Genomic DNA, 21,936 nt, shown 5'->3' with positions numbered 1-21,936 from the left:
GCACTTCACATCGCCCAGCGCAGGAGATTCGTCCATGTCCTTCCGCCCCTTCAAAGCCATGACATTCGATGTCGTCGGCACGCTCATCGATTTCGAAGCCGGCATCCTCAACCACGTACGCAAGGTCAGTGGCGAAGCCGGCGAGGCGCACAGCGACGACGATATCCTGCAGGCGTACCGCTATGCCCGCGCCCATAAGGAGGCAGGCTGGTTTCCGGACGACCTCGAGCGCTGCTACCACCTCATGGCCGCGCAGCTCGGCCTGCCGGACAGCGAGGCGCACGCCAAGGGGCTGGCCCAGTCGGTAAGGGAGTGGCCGGCCTTCGCGGATTCGGTAGAGGCCCTCAAGCGCCTGCGCAAGCACTTCAAGCTGGTAGCCATGACCAATGCCCAGCGCTGGGCATTGGACTTCATGGCCAAGACCCTGGAGAACCCCTTCGATCACGAATTCACCATCGACGACTCGCGCTACGAGAAACCCGATCCCCAGTACTTCGCCTTCGTCCGGGGCGCCCTGTCGGCCGACGGTATCCTGTTCGAAGACATCATCCACACCGCCCAGAGTCAGTATCACGATATTGGCGTCGCCATGCGCCTGGGTTACCCAACCTGCTGGATCGAGCGGCGCTTCGACAAGCAGGGCACCGGCGGCACCCTTGAATCCGAGCGCACCGAGCCGACCCATCACTTCCGCTCGCTGGCGCAACTGGCAGACGCCGTTGACGCGGAGCTTTCGAGCCGCTCGGCCTGATCGCCTCGCTCGCCTGGTCGGCGCTGACGGCCTTGCGGGCACGCTGTCCCTTTCTCTCCTGGCAGAGGCTGCGATGATTCCCGACTCCCTCTGGAACGCCACGGCGGTACCCGCGCCGAACGTTTCGTCGCTGCAAGGCGATCACCGCTGCGATGTGGCTATCGTGGGGGGTGGCTTCACCGGTCTGGCAGCGGCACACCACCTCGTGCAGGCCGGTCAGGCGCCGGTAGTGCTGGAGGCGAACAGCCTGGCCTGGGGGGCCAGTGGTCGCAATGGCGGCGTGGTATCGCCCAAGTTTCGCGCCAGCTTCGCCGGGATGATGGCCCGGCACGGTCGTGACGCGGCCCTGCAGATGTACCGATTGGGTTATGCCGCCATCGATGCCCTGACGGAAAACATCGAACGCCTGGGCCTGCACGAGGCCCAGTTGCAGCTGAGTGGGCACATTGCCGCTGCCCATACCGAGCATGCCCTGGCAGGGCTGCGGAGCACCGCCGACTGGATCAGTCGCGAAACCGGCGGTACATCCTCGGTGATGATCTCCCGGGAGGAGGTCCGTGAACTGACCGGTTCGACGCTCTACCATGGCGGGCTGTTGACACCGAAGGCCGGTGGTCTCCATCCGCTCAACTATGCACGAGGCCTGGCGCGCACGCTGCTCGAGCGCGAAGGCCGGCTGTTCGAGCACAGCCCGGTCACCCAGGTACAGCGGGAGGACAGCGGCTTTCGCCTGAGCACGCCGGCGGGCAGCCTGCTGGCCCGACAGGTGATCTACGCCACCAACGGCTACTCCAGTCAGACGCCGGCGACCGCCAGCCTGCACCGCCGGCTGATTCCCTTTCGCAGCGCCATCATCGCCACCGAACCGCTGGCGCCGGAAGTGCTCGCCCAGGTCCTGCCGGGCGGCCAGGTTTGCGGTGATACCAAGCGGATGCTGCGCTGGTTTCGCCGAGTCGGCGACCGCGTGATCTTTGGCGGGCGCGGCGCCTTTGGCAATACCGATTCGGCAGCCGCCTTCCGCGATCTGCAGCGCAGCCTGGGCACGGTGTTTCCATTGCTGGCCGATGTTCGCATCGACCATCGCTGGTCCGGTCTGGTCGCCATGACCCTGGACTATCTACCCCATGCCGGCCGCCTGGACGACGGTCAGTTCTATGCCGTTGGCTATAACGGCGGAGGCGTCGCGCTCTCGACCTATCTGGGCCAGCAGGTCGCCGCCCTCAGTCTGGGACAAAAGCCCGAATTCGGCCTGATGGTGGCCGAGGGCTTCCGCCCGATTCCCCTGCATGCCTTTCGCGCGCCGGGCGTCCGCCTGGCTGCCGGCTGGCAGCAATTTCTGGATGTGATCGGACGCTGATCGCCGGGCGCTGCTGGCAGCACAGAATCTGTGCGTGGTCCCCTGCAGAACAGCATGAAGCGATGGGGTCAGGGCGCAAAAGAGCATTTCCGCGAGCAGGCCCTATGGTCAGATGACAGCGTCACCGGCTCACGGCTCCTAGGCCGCAGGAGGAATCATGCAGGGCTTCAACGAAGGCTTCGAGTCCGTCACCATCGACCGGGTATGCAAGCACTACGGCACCCTCAGGGCACTGGACAACGTCGACCTCAAGGTCGAGGCGGGCGAATTCATGTCATTGCTCGGCCCATCCGGTTCCGGCAAGACCACCTTGCTCAGCATCCTCGGCGGCTTCAACCGCGTGAGCTCCGGCCGGATCCTCTTCGGGGAGCGCGACGTCACCCTGATGCCGCCGCACCGCCGTGACATCGGCGTGGTGTTCCAGAACTATGCGCTGTTCCCGCACATGAACGTGCTGGAAAACGTCGCCTTTCCGCTCAAGGCGCGCGGGGAGAAGGCGGCCAGTGCCCGCGAGCGTTCGTTGCGCGCCCTGGCCACGGTCGAACTGAAAGGCTACGAAGACCGCGATATCGCTGCGCTGTCCGGTGGCCAGCGCCAGCGGGTGGCGCTGGCCCGGGCCATCGTCTTCGAGCCCAGGCTGATCCTCATGGACGAACCCCTGTCCGCGCTGGACAAGCAGCTGCGGGACGTCATGCAGATTGAATTGCGGGCCCTGCACAAGCGCCTGGGTGCCACCATGGTCTATGTCACCCACGACCAGCGTGAAGCCCTGACCATGAGCGATCGCATCGCCGTGATGAAGGGCGGCCGGCTGGTCCAGGTGGACACCCCACGGCGCCTGCACGATCATCCGGGCGACGATTTCGTCGCCAGCTTCATCGGCGAAAGCACCCTGGTGCCGCTGGCCCGGGGTAATGGCGGCGAATTGCTGTTGGGCCAGACGCCGCTGCGTACGGCACGTCCCGTCCCGCCCTCCGGAGATCTCTTCCTGGCCGTCCAGGCCGAGAAGTTACTGCTGGACAGCGAGACGGCGGGCGGCGACTGGAACCGACTGCGTGGTCTAGTGACCGACATCGTCTTCCAGGGCGAAAGCCTGAAGATCTTCGTCGAACTCGAAGGCAAGCAGCGCATCAGCTTCCGCCAGTCCAGCCACCACGAAGGCAATCTGCGCCTGCCGCAGATCGGCGCTCCGTTGTCGCTGCGCCTGCACCCGGAAGACACCATCGTGGTACCCCGGGCAGCCTGAACCCGCCGTATCGCGCCGCTATCCAGTCCCGGACGCTGTCTGGGCCTGGTCTTCGCTGGTCGGCTGACGCTCTAAGGGTTTGTCTGCTGGACAGGGTCGGACGGGAAGTGGAAACCAAAAGGGACGCCGAGCGCAGGCTGGAGGCCAAAGGCGGCGCGCGTCTACCAAGGTCCTGTCGGATAGCCCGCTAGGCCGGCGACGCAGACGGTCGCAGCACGCAGCCTCCAGTCGGTCTGGAGGCCGCGTGCCTTGCCTAGGCCCGTTCCTTGCCGCCACGCCCGGCGATCAGCACCATCAGCAGGGTAATGGCGATCAGCAGGGTGCTGATCGCGGCGATGGTCGGGTCGATCTCGTCGCGCAGCGCAGTGAACATCCGCTTGGTAAGGGTCTCGTTGCTGCCACCCGAGATGAACAGCGCCACCACGGTTTCATCGAGCGACGTGATGAAAGCGAACAGCGCGGCCGAGACCACGCTGGGCTTGATCTGCGGCAGCGTGACCGCCATGAAGGCGCGGAATCGGTTCATGCCCAGGCTGCGCGCGACCATTTCCTGGGTCATGTCGAAATTGCGCAGCCCGGCCAGCACCGCAATGATCACATAGGGAAGCGCCAGCATGATGTGCGCCAGGACCAGCCCGGCAAGCGTGCTGATGATGCCTACCCGCGCATAGACGAAGAACACCCCCGCGGCGATCAGGATGATGGGCACCATCATGGGCAGCAGCAGAATGAGCTGCAGCGTCCGCATGATCCGCAGCGACGAATTGCTGATGGCGTAGGCGGCCGCGATGCCGATCGGCAGGCTGATCACGGTGGTGGCCAGCGCGGTGATGAAGCTCACCTTGGCCGCCGACATCCATTCCAGGCTGTCGAAGAAGGCCTGGTACCAGGTCAGCGAATAGGCCTTGGGCGGAAATTGCAGAAAGCGTGCTTCGGAAAACGACATCGGCACGACGATCAGGATCGGTAGCACCAGATACAGCAGGATCATCGCTACCAGCAGGGTGAACAGCAAGCGCGAGGGCTTGAGACCTTGGCGAATGTTCATTAGCGCACCCCCAGCACACGTTCGATGGGAATCACCTTGTTCACCGCCCAGAAGATGAGGAATACCACAGCCAGCAGTGTCAGGCCGACTGCGCTGGCGGCGCCCCAGGCGTGATAGAGCTCGACGTTGCGCTGGACCAGCATCGACACCAGCACGGTGCGTCCGCCGCCGAGCAGTTCCGGAGTGATGAAGAAGCCGAGGCAGATGACGAAGACCAGGATCGAGCCGGCCATAACCCCTGGTGCGGCCATGGGCAGGAATACCCGGCGGAAGGTGTAGAAGGGCCGGGCGCCCAGGCTGTCGGACGCCAGCAGCAGGTCGTTGGGGATTTTCTTCATCACCGAGTACAGCGGCAGCACCATGAAGGGCAGCATGACGTGCAGGGTGCCGATCACGGTGCCGGTCGCATTGTGCACCAGCTCCAGGGGTCGGCTGATGACACCCAGGTCGATGAGCGTCTGGTTGACCACGCCGCGACGCTGCAGGAGCACCAGCCAGGCATAGGAGCGGACCAGTACGCTGGTCCAGAAAGGCAGGATGACGCAGAGCAGGATGACGCTCGACAGCAGGCCGCGGGTGCGGGCCGCGGCATAGGCGACGGGAAAGCCCAGCAGGATGGACAGGACGGTCACGATGACGCTGATCTGCAGTGTCGTGCCAAAGGTGTCCCAGTAGATGGCTTCGGTGAAGATGCGGGTGTAGTTGGCCAGCGACAGGGCGTCCTCACCCTGTACGGATTGCACGCCCAGCCAGAGCAGCGGCAGGACCAGCAACACGACCACCATCAGCAGGGCGGGCAGCAGCAGGAGCACCATCGTCAGATGCTCGCGGCGCTCTTCCCGGGTTATCGCCGGGCTGGTGAACAGCGTCCGCGGCGATGCTGGCACCGCGTTGCCAGGCAGCGGCTGGATCGTCGTCAATGGGGTCATGGCGTGGCCCTCCGCTCATTTGGCCTGGACGAAGGACAGCCAGCGTTCTTCGGCTTTCACGCCCTCTGCCGACGCCCACCATTTGGCCGAGAGCACCGCCTGCCTGGCCAGGTTTTCCGGCGAGGAGGGCAGCACGGCTTGCCGCGCCGCCGGGATGGTGCCGGTCGTGAAGGCCTCCGGATTGAGCGGGCCGTAGTCGATGATCATCGGCAAGGCCGCCTGCAGCTTGGCGCTGATGGCCTCGTTGACGAACTTCATCGCCGCGTCCCGGTGCTTGGTGCCTTTCAGGACGCAGAGAGAGTTGGTCTCCAGGATGCCGTCGTTGTAGGTGAAGGCCACTGGCGCTCCGGCGGCCTGCACGGCTGAGGCACGACCGTTCCAGATCTGCACCATGTCCACCTCGCCATCGCTGATGAGCTGCGCCGACTGGCCACCGGAGGTCCACCAGGTGGTGATGTGCGGCTTGATCTCTTCCAGCTTTTTAAAGGCGCGATCGACATCGAGCGGATAGAGCTTGTCCGCCGGCACGCCATCGGCGCGCAGGGCGATCTCCAGGGTAGGGCGCGGTAGATTGCGCAAGGCGCGGGCGCCGGGAAAATCCTTGGTGTTCCAGAAATCCGCCCAGGTCTTGGGCGCGCTTTTCTCGTCGAAGGCATCGGTCCGGTAGGCCAGCACCGTGGAATAGCTGATATAGCCGGCCATGTAGTCGTCTTTCAGCTCGGCGGGCAGCTTGCCAAGGTTCGGGATGAGCTGGGGATCCAGCTTCTCGAACAGGCCTTCGGCCTGACCGCGGACGCAGTCGCCGGTAGGCAGATCGACCACGTCCCAGCTGACGCGCCCGCTTTCGACCTGGGTCTTGATGATCGGATAGGCCTTGGGCGAGCTGTCCTGCTTCAGCGTCAGGCCCAGGTTGTGCGCAGCCGGCTCCAGAATGGCCTTGGCCTGGGCGTCCTGATAGGCCCCGCCCTGGGAAACGAAGGTGATCTCTTCCGCGTCGCTGGCGGTCGCAAGACTTGCCAGCCCGAGGGCGACGGCCAGCGCGGTGACCTGTGTGCTGAGGTGAGACATGGTCCATCTCCCGTAGAGGCAGAGCTTGAGAATGGCGGAACCTTTGTTATCCCCTGATCGCACTGCGGGCGTTCTCGCCTCAGGTCACTGTAATGATTCTGTTAAATACGAATGCGCTGAAATCCCGGGCACGGGAACGCAATCTCCCGTTTTGCGGGAGGCAGGCGACATGTATTGCTTGGAGGTCGCTCGGCGATGCCTTGAGTCAAGGAACTGAAGCGCGGATGAGCGGGATGCCTTGCAGACGATCGACAGTGGCCTGGTCGTTGCGGTGCCCAGCCTGACTGAGCCGCTATGTCTCGAACGCCCTGAGGTCAGTTCTGTCGTAACGGCCACGGCGCAGCACCAGCGCGTCGTCCAAGCTGCGGATATCCTAGATCGTTGCTGGTCTGGGTCAGCGCCTCAACGGCAACTGACAGCCTTTGGCAAGACGGCCGAGTAACACGAGGCGCTATGTCCGGTTCCCAACGGGCCCTGCTGCCTCTACCGACACACCGCAATGGCCAATGTGGCCGCGGCGGTACGGGTTTCCACGCCGAGTTTCACGTAGACGTGTTCCAGGTGCTTGTTCACCGTGCGGGGTGAGAGGCCGAGGATGTCGCCGATGTCGCGATTGGTCTTGCCGCAGGCGACCCAATGCAGCACCTCGACCTCGCGGCCGGTCAGCTGGTAGCGACTGCTGAGCGGCGCCAGGTCCAGCGCGGTCCTGGTGTGCGGGTGGCTTGCTGGCAGGCTGCGCGCCGCCTGGAGTTCGCGCGCCGTGCGCAGGTGGGCCGCAACCCGTGCCAAGACTTCATCGGTCTTGAGTGGTTTGGTCACGTAGTCGATGCCGCCGGCGGCGAAGGCCTCCACCACGTGCTCGGTCTCGGTCAGTGCGGTCATGAACAGCACCGGGATGTCGGCGAGTTCGGCCTGCGCCTTGATCCGCCGGCAGGTCTCGAAGCCATCCAGTCCGGGCATCATGGCGTCCAGCAGCACCACGTCCGGGCGGCGCCGCTGCATGCGTTCCAGGGCACTGGCGCCGTCCAGGGCCACCAGTACCATGTAGCCGCTGGCGTCCAGGGCGTCGGAGAGCAGGGCGAGGTTGTCCGGCGTGTCATCGACGATCAGCACCACACTGGGCGGTAGGGCGGCGGTCATGGATTCTCTCCTTCCAGGGGCAGGTCGGTCGGCTGCAGGGCGTCCTTGAGACGGCGGTTGAAGTCGTTGAGCTGAAAGCGTTTCACCAGTGCGCGCAGCGTTTCGACATAGGCGGCGCTGGCCGGCTCTTCGCGCTCGATGCGATCCAGACAGGCGTGGATGCCTTTCACATAGCCCAGCGCGCCCAGCTCCTGTAACGCTTCCAGATTGGCAACGCTCGGTGATTGGAGCGACATCGATCGCACGCCAGGCGGCTCGGCGATCCGCTCCAGCCAGGTCAGATCCAGGTGCGTCCTGATCTTTTCCAGCAGCTGCGGCGTATGGACTGGCTTGGCCAGGTAATCGTCGCAGGCGGCCGCGGTGCTGCGTTCGCGATCGACGGCGAAGGCATTGGCGGAAATGACGATGATCGGCGCTTTGGACAGGCCGTTGCGGCGGATCAGCGCGCTGGTCTCCAACCCGTCGAGCAGCGGCATGGAAAGATCCATGAGGATGAGGTCCGGCTGCCAGAGGGCGACCTGGCGGATGGCATCCTGGCCATTAGCGGCCTCTGCCAGTTCGAAGCCCAGGGGTTCGAGCATGCCGGCCAGCACCCGGCGGTGATCCAGGTGGTCGTCCACCAGCAGCACCCGGCGCCGTGGGCCCTGATAGCCGCTGATGCTGTGTTCGACGTGAACCAGCGCCTGGGGCACCCGCACCTCGGACAGGAACAGGCGCACCACGAAGCGGGTGCCCTGGCCGGGCGTGCTGGTCACGTCCAAGGCGCCGCCCATCAACGTCACCAACATGCGGGTGATGGTCAGGCCCAGTCCCAGGCCGTTGTCCTGGCGCAGCGGATCGCCCCGTTCGAAGGGTTGGAACAGCCGCTCCAGCTGTTCCGCAGCGATGCCCAGGCCGCTGTCGATGACCTCGAAGGTGGCGGTTTCCCGCGCATAGGTGACCGCCAGGATCACGCCACCCTGGTCGGTGTAGCGCACGGCGTTGCCGAGCAGATTGATGAGGATCTGCCGCACCCGCTTTTCATCGCCGCGCACCACGGCGGGCAGGCGTCCTTCGACCTCGAGGACAAAGCTCAGGCCCTTGTCCTGGGCCTGGGGCGTAAATATCTGCTGCAGCTGTTCGAGAAATTCCGGAAAGGGGATTTCCGAGGGTTCCAGCTGCAGCTTGCCCGCTTCGATCCGGGCCACGTCGAGCAGGCCGTCGATCAGCGAGAGCAGGTGCGAGCCATTGCGGTAGATGGTGGCCAGGGCGTCCAGCTGACGGCCGCTGCTGGCCGGATCGCGCTGCAGGATCTGGGTGTAGCCGAGGATGCTGTTCAGCGGCGTGCGCAATTCGTGGGACAAGCCCGTGACGTAGCGGCTCTTGGCCGCGTTGGCAGCTTCGGAAGCCTCCTTGGCGCGCTGCAGGGCTTCGTCGGTCTTGCGGTGTGCCTCGATCTCCTGCATCAGCAGCGCGGTCTGCCGGTTCGATTCCTCGAGCGCCACGTGGCGGCTCTCGCGGGTCAGCACCACCCACCAGGCCAGGGCGCCGGCAAACAGCGTGAGCACCATGAAGGCCTTGAAGAAGCCCTGATACAACAGGTGGCGTTCATCGACCTGCAGCCCCTGGGAGACCTGACTGTAGATCAGCGCCAGGGCGCAGAACATCAGCCCGACCATGACCAGCAGCACGCCCAGGTAGTGCGCCAGGCGGGTATGCAGGCGCGGCACCGAGGTGTTCGGCAGCAGCCAGCGCAGCAGGGTGTCGACCTGCTCGGCGAGGCGCGCCCTGGGCTTGCAGAGATCGCCACAGCGCGCATCCAGGGCGCAGCAGAGCGAGCAGATGGGTGCGCCGTAGGCAGGACAGAAGGCGATGTCTTCGCGCTCGAAGGCGTTGGTGCAGAGTACGCATTCCAGATGGACCTGCGCGGGATGCAGCAATTTCAGCACACTGGTCCGGGCGATGTAGTAGCGACCCCGGGTGAGCCAGGCCAGCAGCGGCGCGCAGATCAGCGCGGAGACCAGGGATACCAGGGGCGAGGCGGCCTGGGCCAGGGCGCCGAACAGCCCCGCATGGGCCAGACCGGACAGCAGCGAGGCGAGCAGCATGGCGCCGACGCCGACCGGGTTGATGTCGTAGAGGTGCGCCCGCTTGAATTCTATGTGCCGGGGTGACAGCCCCAGTGGCTTGTTGATCACCAGGTCGGCGACCACGGCGCCGATCCAGGCGATGGCGATGTTGGCATAGAGCCCGAGCACCTCCTGGATGGCCTCGAACACCCCCAGCTCCATCAGCATCAGGGCGATCAGCACGTTGAACACCAGCCAGACCACCCGGCCCGGGTGGCTGTGGGTGACCCGGGCGAAGAAGTTGGACCAGGCCAGCGAGCCGGCATAGGCATTGGTCAGGTTGATCTTGACCTGGCTGACGATAACGAACAGCACCATGGCCCCCATGGCCCAGCCGGGCGAGGCGAACACGTAGCCGAAGGCGACCAGGTACATCTGGGTGGGCTCGGCGGCGCGCTCCAGGGGAATCTCGTGCTGCAGGGCGAGAAAGGCCAGAAAGGCGCCGGCCAGCATCTTCAGGGCGCCAGGCACTATCCAGCCGGGACCGGCGATCAGCAGCGCGGCCCACCAGCGCCGGCGGTTCTGCGCGGTCTTTTCCGGCAGAAAGCGCAGGTAGTCGACCTGCTCGCCCACCTGGGTCACCAGGGCCAGGGCCACGGTACAGGCGGCGCTGAAGGACAGCAGGTTGAAGGCCCCGGCCTCGCCCTCGCGACCGGCGAAGGTGGTCCAGTCCGCCAGGGCTCCGGGATTCCTGGCAATGACGAAGGCATAGGGCAGCAGCAGCAGGATCAGCCAGAGCGGCTGGCTCCAGAGCTGCAGGCGATTGATCAGGGTGATGCCATAGGTCACCAGCGGGATGACGATGATCGAGCAGATGACATAGGCCAGGGCCAGCGGAATGCGGAAGTACAGTTCCAGGGCCAGCGCCATGATCGCCGCTTCCAGGGCGAAGAACAGGAAGGTGAAGCTGGCGTAGATCAGCGAGGTGATGGTCGAGCCGATGTAGCCGAAGCCGGCACCTCGGGTCAGCAGGTCCATGTCCACCCCGTAGCGCGCCGCGTAGTAGCTGATCGGCAGCGCGGTGAGAAAGATCACCAGGCTCGCCGCCAGTACCGCCCAGAGGGTATTGGTGAAGCCATAGCTGATCGCCAGGGCGCCGCCGATGGCCTCCAGGGCCAGAAAGGACACCGCGGCCAGGGCGGTATTGGCGATGCGGAATTCCGACCACTTGCGAAACGACCGGGGCGTGTAGCGCAGGGCGTAGTCTTCCAGCGTCTCGTCGGCCACCCAGCTGTTGTAGTCCCTGCGGATCTTGGCGATGCGTTGCGTCCCGGTCTGCTGCACGGCAGGGCTCCTGGGGTCTGCGTGGCGGTGTTGAGGCAAGTTCCATGCCTCGGGCGTCCTGGCGGCCTGCCTCTCCGTGGCCACTGTCTGCCCGGCTTGGCGTGCCCCGCGCGGGCGCGCCACGGACAGAGCATGCCTCAGGGCGTTGCAGCGGGCTGTACGTCAGATGACGTAGGCCGTTACGTCATCCTGCGTATGTTCCGCGCCGGCTGTCCCAGCCCATCCTTGCTCCGCAGCGCAAGCCGCAGTCCCGGTCCCTGGGGGCGACCGGCACATCACCTAGAGGAGCGACAAGATGCACAGATCAGCGGGCGTGAAATCCAGTCTTCCGCGACGCCTGGCACTGGGCGCCGCGGCATTGTCCCTGTTGGCAGCCAGCGTGTTCAGTCAGGGCGTGATGGCGGACGCCGCCAATACCACCGGCCTGGCCGTGACCGATACCACCGTCACCGTCGGCCAGTTGCATTCCGCCACCGGCACCATGGCCATCTCCGAGACCGGGGCCATCCAGGCCGAGCGGCTGGCCATCGAGCAGATCAATGCCCAGGGCGGCGTCCTCGGGCGGCAGGTCAAGATCATCCAGGAAGACGGCGCCTCCGACTGGCCGACCTTCGCCGAAAAGGCCAAGAAGCTGCTGGAGGCCGACAAGGTCGCGGCGGTGTTCGGCTGCTGGACCTCGGCCTCGCGCAAGGCGGTGCTGCCAATCTTCGAGAAGGACAACGGCCTGCTCTACTACCCGACCTTCTACGAGGGCCTTGAACAGTCGAAGAACGTCTTCTACACCGGCCAGGAAGCCACTCAGCAGATCCTCTCGGCGCTGGACTGGCTGGCCAAGGAGAAGGGCGCCAAGACCTTCTACCTGGTGGGCTCGGACTACATCTGGCCGCGGACCTCGATGAAGATCGCCCGCAAGCACATCGAGAACGTGCTGCATGGCGAGGTGGTGGGGGAGGAGTACTACCCGCTGGGCGGCACCCAGTTCGGCTCCCTGACCAACAAGATCAAGCTGAAAAAGCCCGATGTGGTCTTTGCCGCGGTGGTCGGGGGGTCCAACGTCGCCTTCTACAAGCAGCTCAAGGCGGCTGGGATCACCTCGGCCAAGCAGAACCTGCTGACCCTCTCGGTGACCGAGGATGAGATGCTGGGCATCGGCGGCGAGAACATGGCCGGCTTCTACTCCTCGATGAAGTACTTCCAGACCCTGGACAATCCCAACAACAAGACCTTCGTCGAGGCCTTCAAGGCCAAGTACGGCAAGGATGCGGTGGTGGGCGACGTCACCCAGGCGGCCTATCTCGGTCCCTGGCTGTGGAAGATGGCGGTGGAGAAGGCGGGCAGCTTCGATGTCGACAAGGTGGTCGCGGCGTCTCCGGGCCTGGAGCTGAAAACGGCGCCGGAAGGCTATGTGAAGGTCCACGAGAACCATCACCTCTGGAGTCGCTCGCGCATCGCCCAGATCCAGCCGGATGGCACCTTCAAGGTGGTCCATGAATCCGCCGATCTGATCGAGCCAAACCCTTTCCCCAAAGGCTACCAGTAAGCCTTGCCTGACCGGAGGCGTCGCCTGACCGACGCCTCCGTCCACCTTCGCGGGGAGATCTCCATGGAAAGCTTATCCGACTTCGGCGCGATCGCCGTGATGCAGGGCTTCAACGGCCTTTCGGTATTCTGCGTGTTGCTGCTGATGGCGCTTGGGCTGGCGATCATCTTCGGGCAGATGGGTGTGATCAACATGGCCCATGGCGAATTTCTCACCGTGGGGGCCTACACCACCTACGTGATGTCTTCGCTGACCCTGCACCTGTTTCCGGCCTTGCAGCCCTATTACTTCTTTTTCGCCCTGATCCTGGCGTTCTTCGTCGCCGGCGCCATCGGCTGGCTGGTGGAGTGGGCGATGATCAGCCGGCTCTACCAGCGGCCGCTGGACACCCTGCTGGCCACCTGGGGCCTGTCGCTGATCCTGCAGCAGGTGTTTCGCTCGGTCTTCGGCGCCCGCGAGGTCAGCGCCGAACTGCCGGAATGGATCATGGGCTCCTGGAGTCCGACCGCGAGCATCGACATTCCCAAGAACGGCCTTTTCGTCATGGTCGTGACCGCGCTGCTGACCCTGACCCTGTTCTTCATGCTGTACCGCTCGCGCTGGGGGCTGCAGGTGCGCGCCACCATGCAGAACCGGGTGATGGCCCGCGCCGTGGGCATCAATACCCGCCGCGTGGATCGCCTGACCTTCGCCCTGGGCTGCGGCGTGGCCGGGGTGGCGGGCGCGGCCTTCACCACCATCGGCTCCATCGGTCCGACCTCGGGCTCGCTGTACATCGTCGATACCTTCCTGGTGGTGGTCTTTGGTGGCGCAGCCAGCCTGCTCGGCACCATCGCCTCGGCCTTCGGCATCGCCCAGGCGCAGTCGCTGCTGGAATTCTTCCTGTCCGGTTCCATGGCCAAGGTGCTGACCCTGTCGGCGGTGATCCTCATCCTGATGCTGCGGCCCCAGGGGCTGTTCTCGGCAAAAGTCCGCAAGTAGGGAGTCCACGATGAACAAGGCAATCGACAACCTGCTCGGTGGCCGGCAGGGCGCCTTCGGCCTGCTGGTACTGGCCGCGCTGATCCTGCTGGTGTTTCCGCTGACCCTGGATATCTTCCGCCTGAGCATGGTCGGCAAATACCTGACCTATGCCTTCGTCGCGGTCGGCCTGGTGCTCTGCTGGGGCTATGGCGGCATCCTCAGCCTGGGGCAGGGCATCTTCTTCGGCCTCGGCGGCTATTGCATGGCGATGTTCCTCAAACTGGAGGCCTCGGACCCGCAGAGCACCCGGATCCAGTCCACGCCCGGCATCCCCGACTTCATGGACTGGAACCAGCTCACCGAACTGCCCTGGCTCTGGCAGCCGTTCCACAGCTTCGGCTTTACCCTGGTTGCGGTGATCGCGGTCCCGGTGTTGCTGGCCTTCATCATCGGCCTGGCGATGTTCAAGCGGCGGGTAGGGGACGTGTACTTTTCCATCGTCACCCAGGCCATCGCCGCCATCCTGACCATTCTCATCATCGGCCAGCAGGGCCTCACCGGCGGGGTCAACGGCATCACCGACCTGAAGACGCTGCTGGGCTGGGACATCCGTTCGGACAGCGCCAAGGTGGTGCTCTACTTCGTCAACGCGGCGCTACTGTTCGGCTGCATCCTGCTCGCCCGCTTCGTGCTGGCCTCCAAGCTCGGCCGACTGCTCGTCGCCATGCGCGACAAGGAGGAGCGGGTGCGCTTCTCCGGCTACGACGTGGCCAGCTTCAAGATCTTCGTGTTCTGCCTGGCCGCGGCCTTTTCCGCGGTGGGTGGCGCCATGTTCGCTCTGCAGGTGGGCTTCATGTCGCCGTCCTTCGTCGGCATCGTGCCCTCCATCGAGATGGTCATCTTCGCCGCGGTCGGCGGGCGGCTGTCCTTGCTGGGCGCGGTGTACGGCGCGCTGCTGGTGAATTTCGGCAAGACCTACTTCTCCGAGTCCTTCCCCGAGCTCTGGCTGTACCTGATGGGCGGGCTCTTCATCGTGGTCGTCCTCTATTTCCCCAATGGCCTGGCCGGTCTGTGGAAGAGCCATGGCCAGCGTCTGGTGGCGCGCCTGAAACGCCAGCCAGCGAGTGCGCCGGTCGTCTCGTCAGCGCCGCCCACGGCAACCAAAGCCTCCCGCCTGGAGACCACGCCATGAATACCAGTCCCGTCGGTTTCCAGTTGGCCAAGCCGGTACTGGCCATCGAAGGCCTGACCGTCTCCTTCGATGGCTTCAAGGCGGTGAACGACCTCAATCTCTATGTCGATCGCAACGAGGTGCACGTGGTGATCGGCCCCAACGGCGCCGGCAAGACCACGGTACTGGACTTGATCTGCGGCAAGACCCGCGCGACCGCCGGCAGCATCGAATTCAACGGTCGGGAACTGACCCGGATGAAGGAATTCGACATCGTTCGCGCGGGTGTCGGCCGCAAGTTCCAGAACCCCTCGATCTACGAGAATCTCACTGTGTTCGAGAACCTGGAGATGTCCTATCCCGAAGGCCGCAAGGTGTTCGGCGCGCTGTTCTTCAAGCGCAGCGCGGCGGTGGTCGCGCGGGTGCAGGCGGTGGCCGCGGAGATCTTTCTCGCCGACCTGCTGCACCAGCAGGCCGATCTGCTCTCCCACGGCCAGAAGCAGTGGCTGGAGATCGGCATGCTGCTGATGCAGGACCCGGAGCTGCTGATGCTCGACGAGCCGGTGGCGGGCATGAGCGTGTCCGAGCGATCCCAGACCGCCGAGCTGCTCAACCGCATCAGTCAGGGACGCTCGGTGCTGGTCATCGAGCACGACATGGAATTCGTCAAGAGCATCGCCCACAAGGTCACGGTGCTGCACCAGGGCAAGGTGCTGGCCGAAGGCAGCATGGAGGCGGTGCAGAGCAATCCCAAGGTCATCGAGGTGTACCTGGGGCACTGAGCCTTCGCCTCCAGCCCTTTTCCTGCAGTCGATCACGGGAGATCCCGGTCATGTTCACTATCCAGAACCTCGCCTCCGGCTACGGTCAGAGCCGCATCCTCCACGACCTCAGCCTGGACGTTGCGCACAAGGAAATCGTCGCCGTCATGGGCCGCAATGGCATGGGCAAGAGCACCCTGTTCCGCAGCCTGATGGGCATCCTGCCGGCCTGGAGCGGCCACGTGGCGGTGGACGGCCAGGACGTCTCCCGGCTGGAGACCCATCAGCGCGTCGAGCGCGGCATCGCCTATGTGCCGCAAGGGCGGATGATTTTTTCCCACATGACGGTGCTGGAAAACATCCAGACCGGCCTGCCGGCCTCGGCCCGGGGCCGGGTACCGGACGACCTCTATGCGCTCTTCCCCGTGCTGCACGAGATGCGCCAGCGCAAGGGTGGCAACCTCTCCGGTGGCCAGCAGCAACAACTGGCTATCGCCCGCGCCCTGGCCACCAATCCCAAGGTGTTGCTGCTGGATGAGCCGACCGAGGGCATCCAGCCCTCGATCATCAAGGATATCGCCCGCACCCTCAAGGAGATCCGCGCCCTGCGTGACCTGACCATCGTGGTCTCCGAGCAGGTGCTGTCCTTCACCCTCGACATCGCCGACCGCTTCCTGGTGATCGAGAAGGGCCGCTTCGTGGTCGAGGAAACCCGCGACAAGGTCGATGAGGCGACCATCAGCCGCTATCTGTCGGTTTGACCCCAGCGCTGTGCGCGGCCGCCTTGCAGCAGCACGGCGGCCGCTTCGCGCGTGCCCGCGAAACGTCAGCTGCCCCTTGTCCCGCCTGGGCTTGCGCCTACGTCATCCAACGTATTTGCAGTCCCGACCCCAGCCTCGAGACTGAGCCGGAACCCTCCCGCTACCGCCAACAGCCAGGAGCTGCGCGATGACCGACACCCTGATCAAGGTCGACCTCAACCAGGCCGCCACCGACAACGAAAACGTCCACAACCGCTGGCATCCGGACATCCCCATGGCCTGCTGGGTCAAGCCGGGGGATGACTTCATCCTGGAAACCTACGACTGGACCGGTGGCGCGATCAAGAACGACGACGATGCGAGCGACGTGCGCGATGTCGACCTCTCCACCGTGCACTACCTGTCCGGACCGGTGGGCGTGAAGGGCGCCGAGCCGGGCGACCTGCTGGTGGTCGATCTGCTCGACATCGGCGCCAAGGCCGAGTCCCAGTGGGGCTTCAACGGCTTCTTTTCCAAGCAAAACGGCGGCGGCTTTCTCACCGATTACTTTCCCTCGGCGCAGAAATCCATCTGGGACTTCGAGGGCATGTTCACCAGGAGCCGCCACATCCCGGGCGTGCGCTTCGCCGGTCTGATTCACCCGGGTCTGATCGGCTGCCTGCCGGACCCCAAGTTGCTGGCCAACTGGAATACCCGCGAGCAGGAGCTGATCGACAGCAACCCGACCCGGGTACCGCCCCTGGCCAATCCGCCGTTCGCCGCCACCGCCCACATGGGCAAGCTCACCGGCGCGGCCCGCGACGCGGCAGCCGCTACCGGCGCGCGCACCGTGCCGCCCCGAGAGCATGGCGGCAACTGCGACATCAAGGACCTGTCGCGCGGCTCGAAGATCTTCTTCCCCGTGTATGTGGAAGGGGCTGGCCTCTCCGTGGGTGACCTGCACTTCAGCCAGGGCGACGGCGAGATCACCTTTTGCGGCGCCATCGAGATGGCCGGCTGGGTGCACATGAAGGTCGAGCTGATCAAGGGCGGCATGGCCAAGTACGGCATCAAGAATCCCATCTTCAAGCCCAGCCCCATCGTGCCCACCTACAACAATTTCCTGATCTTCGAAGGCATCTCGGTGGACGATGCCGGCAAGCAGCACTACCTGGACGTCAACCTGGCGTACCAGCAGGCCTGTCTGAATGCCATCGAGTACCTGAAGAAATTCGGCTACAGCGGTGCCCAGGGCTATTCGCTGCTGGGCTCGGCGCCGGTGCAGGGCCACATCAGCGGGGTGGTCGACATTCCCAACGCCTGCGCCACCCTCTGGCTGCCGACGGACATCTTCGAATTCGACATCAACCCCACTGCCGCCGGACCGACCCGCTACCTGGACGGCAGCATCGACATGCCCATCGCCTACGACAAGTGAGTGGTCCGGGTGCGGCCACCGGCCGTGCCCCGCCGCCAGGAGCCCGTCATGCCGATCTACGAATACGACTGTCCCGACTGCGGGGATTTCACCCTGCTGCGGCCCATGGCCCAGCGCGACGATCCCGGCAGCTGTCCCGTCTGCGCCACGCCCAGCCCCCGGGTGATCCTCAGTGCCCCTGGCCTGGCGACCCTGGCGGGCGGCGCGCGTCGCGCCCACGAGACCAACGAGCGTTCGCGCCACGCGCCTCAGTCCCTGGCGGAATACCAAGCCAGACGCAGTCATGGCGCCGGTTGCAGCTGCTGCGCGCCAAGCAAGCCGGCGGCGCGCAGCAAGGCCAATCCCCAGGGCCTGAAGACCAATCCGTCAACCCGCCCCTGGATGATCAGCCACTGATCCCCGGTCCAGCCCTTTCGAAGGAGCAACTCCATGCGCCATGGCGATATTTCCAGCAGCCCCGATACCGTCGGCGTCGCTGTCGTCAACTACCGGATGCCCCGCCTGCACAGCAAGGCGGAGGTGCTAACCAACGCCCAGCAGATCGCCGCGATGATCAAGGGCATGAAGCTTGGCCTGCCGGGCATGGATCTGGTGGTCTTCCCCGAGTACAGCACCATGGGGATCATGTATGACCGCGACGAGATGATGGCCACTGCCGCGACCATCCCCGGCGAGGAGACGGCGATCTTCGCCGCGGCCTGCCGCGAGTCCAGGACCTGGGGGATCTTTTCCCTCACCGGCGAACGCCACGAGGAGCATCCGCACAAGGCGCCCTACAACACCCTGGTGCTGATCAACGACCAGGGCGAGATCGTGCAGAAGTATCGCAAGTGTATTCCCTGGTGCCCCATCGAGGGCTGGTATCCCGGTGACCGCACCTATGTCAGCGAGGGCCCCAAGGGCTTGAAGATCAGCCTGATCATCTGCGACGACGGCAACTACCCGGAGATCTGGCGCGACTGCGCCATGAAGGGCGCCGAGCTGATCGTGCGCTGCCAGGGCTACATGTACCCGGCCAAGGAGCAGCAGGTGCTGATGGCCAAGACCATGGCTTGGGCCAACAACTGCTATGTGGCGGTGGCCAACGCCACCGGCTTCGACGGGGTGTACAGCTACTTTGGCCATTCGGCGCTGATCGGTTTCGATGGCCGTACCCTGGGCGAGTGCGGCGAGGAGGAAATGGGTATCCAGTACGCCCAGCTGTCGGTCTCGCAGATTCGCGACGCGCGCGCCAACGATCAGTCGCAGAATCACCTGTTCAAGCTGCTGCACCGCGGCTACACCGGCGTCTACAACTCCGGCGATGGCGACAAGGGCGTGGCCGATTGCCCCTTCGACTTCTACCGCACCTGGGTATTGGATGCGCAGAAGGCCCAGGCGGACGTCGAGCGGATGACTCGCTCCACCATCGGGGTGGCGGACTGCCCGGTGGGCGAGTTGCCGCATCCCCGTCAGGAACGTCAGCTGGGTTAGCGCCGGCGGCGCGAGGAGCGGGCCATGCCCTTCGTCAATGACCTGATCGAGCATAACCGTGGCCAGCTCGCCCGCGAGGCGCAGGCGCCCTTGCCCTCGCGCTTCCTGTTCGAGCCGGCAGCGGTCATGGCCGTGCTGCGAGCGCGCATCCTTGGCCAGGCCAGGGTACTCGACGAGGTAGAGGCCCTGCTCAAGGTGGTCAAGGCCGACATCGGTGATCCGGAAAGGCCCCTCGGCGTCAGTCTGTTCCTCGGCCCCACCGGGGTCGGCAAGACCGAGATCGTGCGTCTGCTGGCCCAGGCCATCCATGGTCGGGCGGATGCCCTGTGCCGCATCGACATGAATACCCTGGCCCAGGAGCACTACGCCGCGGCCCTGGCCGGCGCGCCGCCCGGCTATGTGGGCAGCAAGGAAGGCACCACGCTGTTCGATGCCGAAGCCATCGCCGGCAGCTACGGCCGCCCCGGCATCGTGCTGTTCGACGAGCTGGAAAAGGCCGATCGCCAGGTCATCCGTACCCTGTTGAACGTGCTCGACAGCGGCCAGCTGGTGCTCAGCGCCGGCAGCAAGCGCCTGGACTTTCGCAACAGCCTCATCTTCATGACCAGCAACCTGGGCGCCCGCGCCGTCCAGCAGCAGCGTGTCCGCTTCGCGCGCGGCTGGCGTCGCTGGCTCAGGCTGTCGGCGGATCCCGGACCTATCCTGGAAGAGGCGCTGCACGCGCACTTCGATCCGGAATTTCTCAATCGTATCGAGCGGATCCTGGCCTTCGAGCGCATCGACCAGGACTGGCTACCCGGGCTGCTCGCCATCGAACTGGACAAGCTCAATCAGCGCCTGGGCCGCCGGGGAAAAAGCCTGGAACTGCACGACAGTGCCAGGGCCTTCCTGACGCGTGATCACGATGCTCGCTTCGGCGCTCGCGATCTGGTCCGCCGCCTGCGCCGGCTATTGGAGCCGGCAGTGGCGGACTGTCTGCTGGCGCAGCCAATGGCTATTCGGCTGCTGGCGGTCCAGGAGGGCGGGCGTCTGGTGGTGCGTGAGGCAGACGCCGGCTGATGGCTTCCCATGGGGCTCGGGACCCGATCCGGGTTCCCGAGCCTGGGGCTGCGCTAGTGGGCGCTGCGACTGGCCAGCCACGCCCGCCACCCTCCGTGGGCGGTGATGTCCTCGGCGCCGGCCAGGCCATAGGGCTCGCAGATGAAGCCGGTTTCCCAGCTGCCGTCGGCCAGTTCCACCTTGCCCAGGCCGAGCGGGGCGGGGATGCCGGTGAGAAAGCTGCCCAGTTCGCTGCTGGGCAGCTCCCAGACTTCCACCTCGATGGCGGCGCCGTCTTCGGCGACTCGGACAATGCCGGGACGGAGCGGCGGACCGCCGGCCAGGGCATGGAGACGATAGTGCGGTGCACTCCGGGTCAGGACGAGGCGTCGGCCGCCACGGGCGAGCAACTGGCCGTTGAGGGGCAGCCCCTGCAGGTGGGCACCGCAGACCACCAGGCGGGCACGGTCATGGCGGGCGGGCCGCGCCGGCAGGCTGGCGTGCGGCAGGGCGCCGCCGACCAGGGGTAGACCCTGGGCTTCCTGCAGGGCCGCGGCCAGGCTTAGCAGGTACTGGTCGGTGAAGACCCGGCCGAACAGCGTCACGCCCCAGGGCAGGCCATTGGCTATGACACCGGCCGGCACGGCCACCGCGGCGTAGTCCAGCAGGTTCATGAAGTTGGTGTAGTAGCCCAGGTCGGCGTTGCGGGCGACCGGTTCGGCGGCCAGTTCGGCCAGGGTCACCGGTCGCGGATAGGTGGGGGTGAGCACGCAATCCAATTCGGCCAGCAGGGCATCGCACCGGGCTTTCAGCGCCTGCAGGCGATAGCCGGCGCGAAAGGCGTCCACTGCCGTGGTGCCGGGCGCCTTGTCCAGCACGGCGCGGATCACCGGCAGCACCGCGTCCGGCTCGGCCTCGATCAGGGCGCCGGCCACGCTGTAGCGCTCGGCCACCCAGGGACCCTCATAGAGCAGGCGCGCGGCTTCCAGGAAGGGCGCAAGATCCAGCGGCACGGCTTCGCCACCCAGGGCCTCCAGGCGCGCCTTGGCCGCTGCGAACAGCGCCGGGCTTTCCGGGCAACCGAGGAATTCCAGCTGGGTCGGGACGCCGAAGCGGAACGGCCGCGGGCGGCCGAAGGCGCTGGCGTCGTTCCACTGCGGATTGGTGCGGCTGTAGGGATCACGCGGATCGAGGCGGGCGGTGAGCGCCAGCAGCGTGCTGGCTTCGGCCGCCGTGGCGGTAAAGAAGGTCACGCAGTCCAGGGTCTGGCAGGCGGGCACCACGCCGGCGGTGGAGAGCAGCCCCTTGCTGCCCTTGAGGCCCACCAGGTTGTTCAGCCCCGCGGGCACGCGCCCGGAACCAGCGGTGTCGGTGCCCAGGGCGAAGCTGGCGACGCCCAGGGCCACGGCCAGGGCCGAGCCGGCACTGGAGCCGCCGGAAGGATAGTCCGGGTGGACGCTGTTGCGGCAGGCGCCATAGGGCGAACGGGTGCCGTTGAGGCCGGTGGCGAACTGGTCGAGATTGCACTTACCCAGGGGCACGGCGCCCAGGGCGATCAGCTGCTCCACCAGGGTCGCCGAGCGCTCGGGCACATAGGCGTAGGCCGGGCAGGCCGCCGTGGTGGGGATGCCGGCGAGGTCGATATTGTCCTTGATGGCGAAGGGGACTCCATAGAGCGGCAACTCGGCGGGATCGCGGTCGTCCAGGGCGGCGAGATAGGGCTCCAGCTCGGCCAGGGTCAGCAGGTGGATGAACAGCCGGTACTCGGGATTGAGGGCCGCGGCCTGTTCGCGCAGTTCGGCGATGAGCGCGCGCGGGGTCCGGGTTCCGGCGGCATAGGCGACGCTCAGGGTGTCGAGGCGCAGATCGAATGTCATGGTG

The 21,936-nt window shown here is 65.6% G+C and carries 18 protein-coding genes; 12 read left to right on the top strand and 6 right to left on the bottom strand.

Annotated elements, in window-relative coordinates; translation table 11 throughout:
• Positions 1 to 34 precede the first annotated feature (34 nt).
• The 3 genes from FHR73_RS06260 to FHR73_RS06250 all read left to right on the top strand — a co-directional run bounded on the left by FHR73_RS06260 (position 35) and on the right by FHR73_RS06250 (position 3,354).
• Positions 35 to 751: an HAD-IA family hydrolase gene (locus FHR73_RS06260; RefSeq protein WP_183630045.1), complete on the top strand. Its 717-nt coding sequence runs from the start codon at positions 35 to 37 to the stop codon at positions 749 to 751.
• A gap of 73 nt (positions 752 to 824) precedes the next feature.
• The gene (locus FHR73_RS06255) at positions 825 to 2,108 is read left to right on the top strand and encodes an FAD-binding oxidoreductase (RefSeq protein ID WP_183630044.1); all 1,284 of its coding nucleotides are present in this window, start codon (positions 825 to 827) and stop codon (positions 2,106 to 2,108) included.
• 157 nt (positions 2,109 to 2,265) lie between these two features.
• Entirely contained in the window at positions 2,266 to 3,354 is a 1,089-nt protein-coding gene (locus FHR73_RS06250; RefSeq protein WP_183630043.1) for an ABC transporter ATP-binding protein, read from the top strand.
• A 253-nt stretch (positions 3,355 to 3,607) separates the two neighbouring features.
• Here FHR73_RS06250 and FHR73_RS06245 read toward each other — a convergent pair whose 3' ends face one another.
• The 5 genes from FHR73_RS06245 to FHR73_RS06225 all read right to left on the bottom strand — a co-directional run bounded on the left by FHR73_RS06245 (position 3,608) and on the right by FHR73_RS06225 (position 10,931).
• Positions 3,608 to 4,402, bottom strand: coding sequence for an ABC transporter permease (locus FHR73_RS06245; RefSeq protein WP_183630042.1), 795 nt, complete (start codon positions 4,400 to 4,402; stop codon positions 3,608 to 3,610).
• The gene (locus FHR73_RS06240) at positions 4,402 to 5,331 is read right to left on the bottom strand and encodes an ABC transporter permease (protein ID WP_183630041.1); all 930 of its coding nucleotides are present in this window, start codon (positions 5,329 to 5,331) and stop codon (positions 4,402 to 4,404) included. The genes FHR73_RS06245 and FHR73_RS06240 overlap by 1 nt, the downstream gene beginning before the upstream one ends.
• 15 nt (positions 5,332 to 5,346) lie before the next feature.
• A complete protein-coding gene (locus FHR73_RS06235; RefSeq protein ID WP_183630040.1) occupies positions 5,347 to 6,399 on the bottom strand; it encodes an ABC transporter substrate-binding protein in 1,053 nt (350 codons plus the stop codon).
• Between the two features lie 483 nt (positions 6,400 to 6,882).
• Positions 6,883 to 7,539: a response regulator transcription factor gene (locus FHR73_RS06230; RefSeq protein WP_183630039.1), complete on the bottom strand. Its 657-nt coding sequence runs from the start codon at positions 7,537 to 7,539 to the stop codon at positions 6,883 to 6,885.
• Positions 7,536 to 10,931, bottom strand: coding sequence for an ATP-binding protein (locus FHR73_RS06225; protein ID WP_183630038.1), 3,396 nt, complete (start codon positions 10,929 to 10,931; stop codon positions 7,536 to 7,538). The genes FHR73_RS06230 and FHR73_RS06225 overlap by 4 nt, the downstream gene beginning before the upstream one ends.
• Positions 10,932 to 11,226: 295 nt before the next feature.
• On the opposite strand from FHR73_RS06225, the gene urtA reads away from it, so the two are divergent.
• The 9 genes from urtA to FHR73_RS06180 all read left to right on the top strand — a co-directional run bounded on the left by urtA (position 11,227) and on the right by FHR73_RS06180 (position 20,076).
• Positions 11,227 to 12,471: an urea ABC transporter substrate-binding protein gene (gene urtA / locus FHR73_RS06220; protein WP_183630037.1), complete on the top strand. Its 1,245-nt coding sequence runs from the start codon at positions 11,227 to 11,229 to the stop codon at positions 12,469 to 12,471.
• 63 nt (positions 12,472 to 12,534) lie between these two features.
• The gene (gene urtB / locus FHR73_RS06215) at positions 12,535 to 13,452 is read left to right on the top strand and encodes an urea ABC transporter permease subunit UrtB (RefSeq protein WP_017640174.1); all 918 of its coding nucleotides are present in this window, start codon (positions 12,535 to 12,537) and stop codon (positions 13,450 to 13,452) included.
• A gap of 10 nt (positions 13,453 to 13,462) precedes the next feature.
• Complete coding sequence (gene urtC, locus FHR73_RS06210; RefSeq protein WP_183630036.1) at positions 13,463 to 14,626, top strand: urea ABC transporter permease subunit UrtC; 1,164 nt, start codon at positions 13,463 to 13,465, stop codon at positions 14,624 to 14,626.
• Complete coding sequence (urtD, locus tag FHR73_RS06205; RefSeq protein WP_183630035.1) at positions 14,623 to 15,387, top strand: urea ABC transporter ATP-binding protein UrtD; 765 nt, start codon at positions 14,623 to 14,625, stop codon at positions 15,385 to 15,387. The genes urtC and urtD overlap by 4 nt, the downstream gene beginning before the upstream one ends.
• A gap of 50 nt (positions 15,388 to 15,437) precedes the next feature.
• Positions 15,438 to 16,127 (top strand): urea ABC transporter ATP-binding subunit UrtE, encoded by a 690-nt coding sequence (gene urtE, locus FHR73_RS06200; protein WP_183630034.1) that lies wholly within the window; start codon positions 15,438 to 15,440, stop codon positions 16,125 to 16,127.
• A 187-nt stretch (positions 16,128 to 16,314) separates the two neighbouring features.
• The gene (gene fmdA / locus FHR73_RS06195; protein WP_183630033.1) at positions 16,315 to 17,544 is read left to right on the top strand and encodes a formamidase; all 1,230 of its coding nucleotides are present in this window, start codon (positions 16,315 to 16,317) and stop codon (positions 17,542 to 17,544) included.
• Between the two features lie 48 nt (positions 17,545 to 17,592).
• Entirely contained in the window at positions 17,593 to 17,940 is a 348-nt protein-coding gene (locus FHR73_RS06190) for a zinc ribbon domain-containing protein (protein WP_183630032.1), read from the top strand.
• A gap of 33 nt (positions 17,941 to 17,973) precedes the next feature.
• Entirely contained in the window at positions 17,974 to 19,017 is a 1,044-nt protein-coding gene (locus FHR73_RS06185; RefSeq protein WP_183630031.1) for an aliphatic amidase, read from the top strand.
• A gap of 24 nt (positions 19,018 to 19,041) precedes the next feature.
• On the top strand, positions 19,042 to 20,076 hold the full coding sequence (locus FHR73_RS06180; protein WP_183630030.1) for an AAA family ATPase: 1,035 nt from the start codon (positions 19,042 to 19,044) through the stop codon (positions 20,074 to 20,076).
• Between the two features lie 53 nt (positions 20,077 to 20,129).
• On the opposite strand, the gene atzF is transcribed toward FHR73_RS06180, so the two are convergent.
• Entirely contained in the window at positions 20,130 to 21,932 is a 1,803-nt protein-coding gene (gene atzF, locus FHR73_RS06175) for an allophanate hydrolase (RefSeq protein WP_183630029.1), read from the bottom strand.
• Positions 21,933 to 21,936 lie beyond the last annotated feature (4 nt).

It is taken from the genome of Pseudomonas sp. AS2.8 (genome assembly GCF_014190935.1).
GTDB lineage: Bacteria > Pseudomonadota > Gammaproteobacteria > Pseudomonadales > Pseudomonadaceae > Chryseomonas.
The sequence above is the reverse complement of the archived record's forward strand: the minus strand, read 5'-3'. Positions and strand labels throughout refer to the sequence as shown.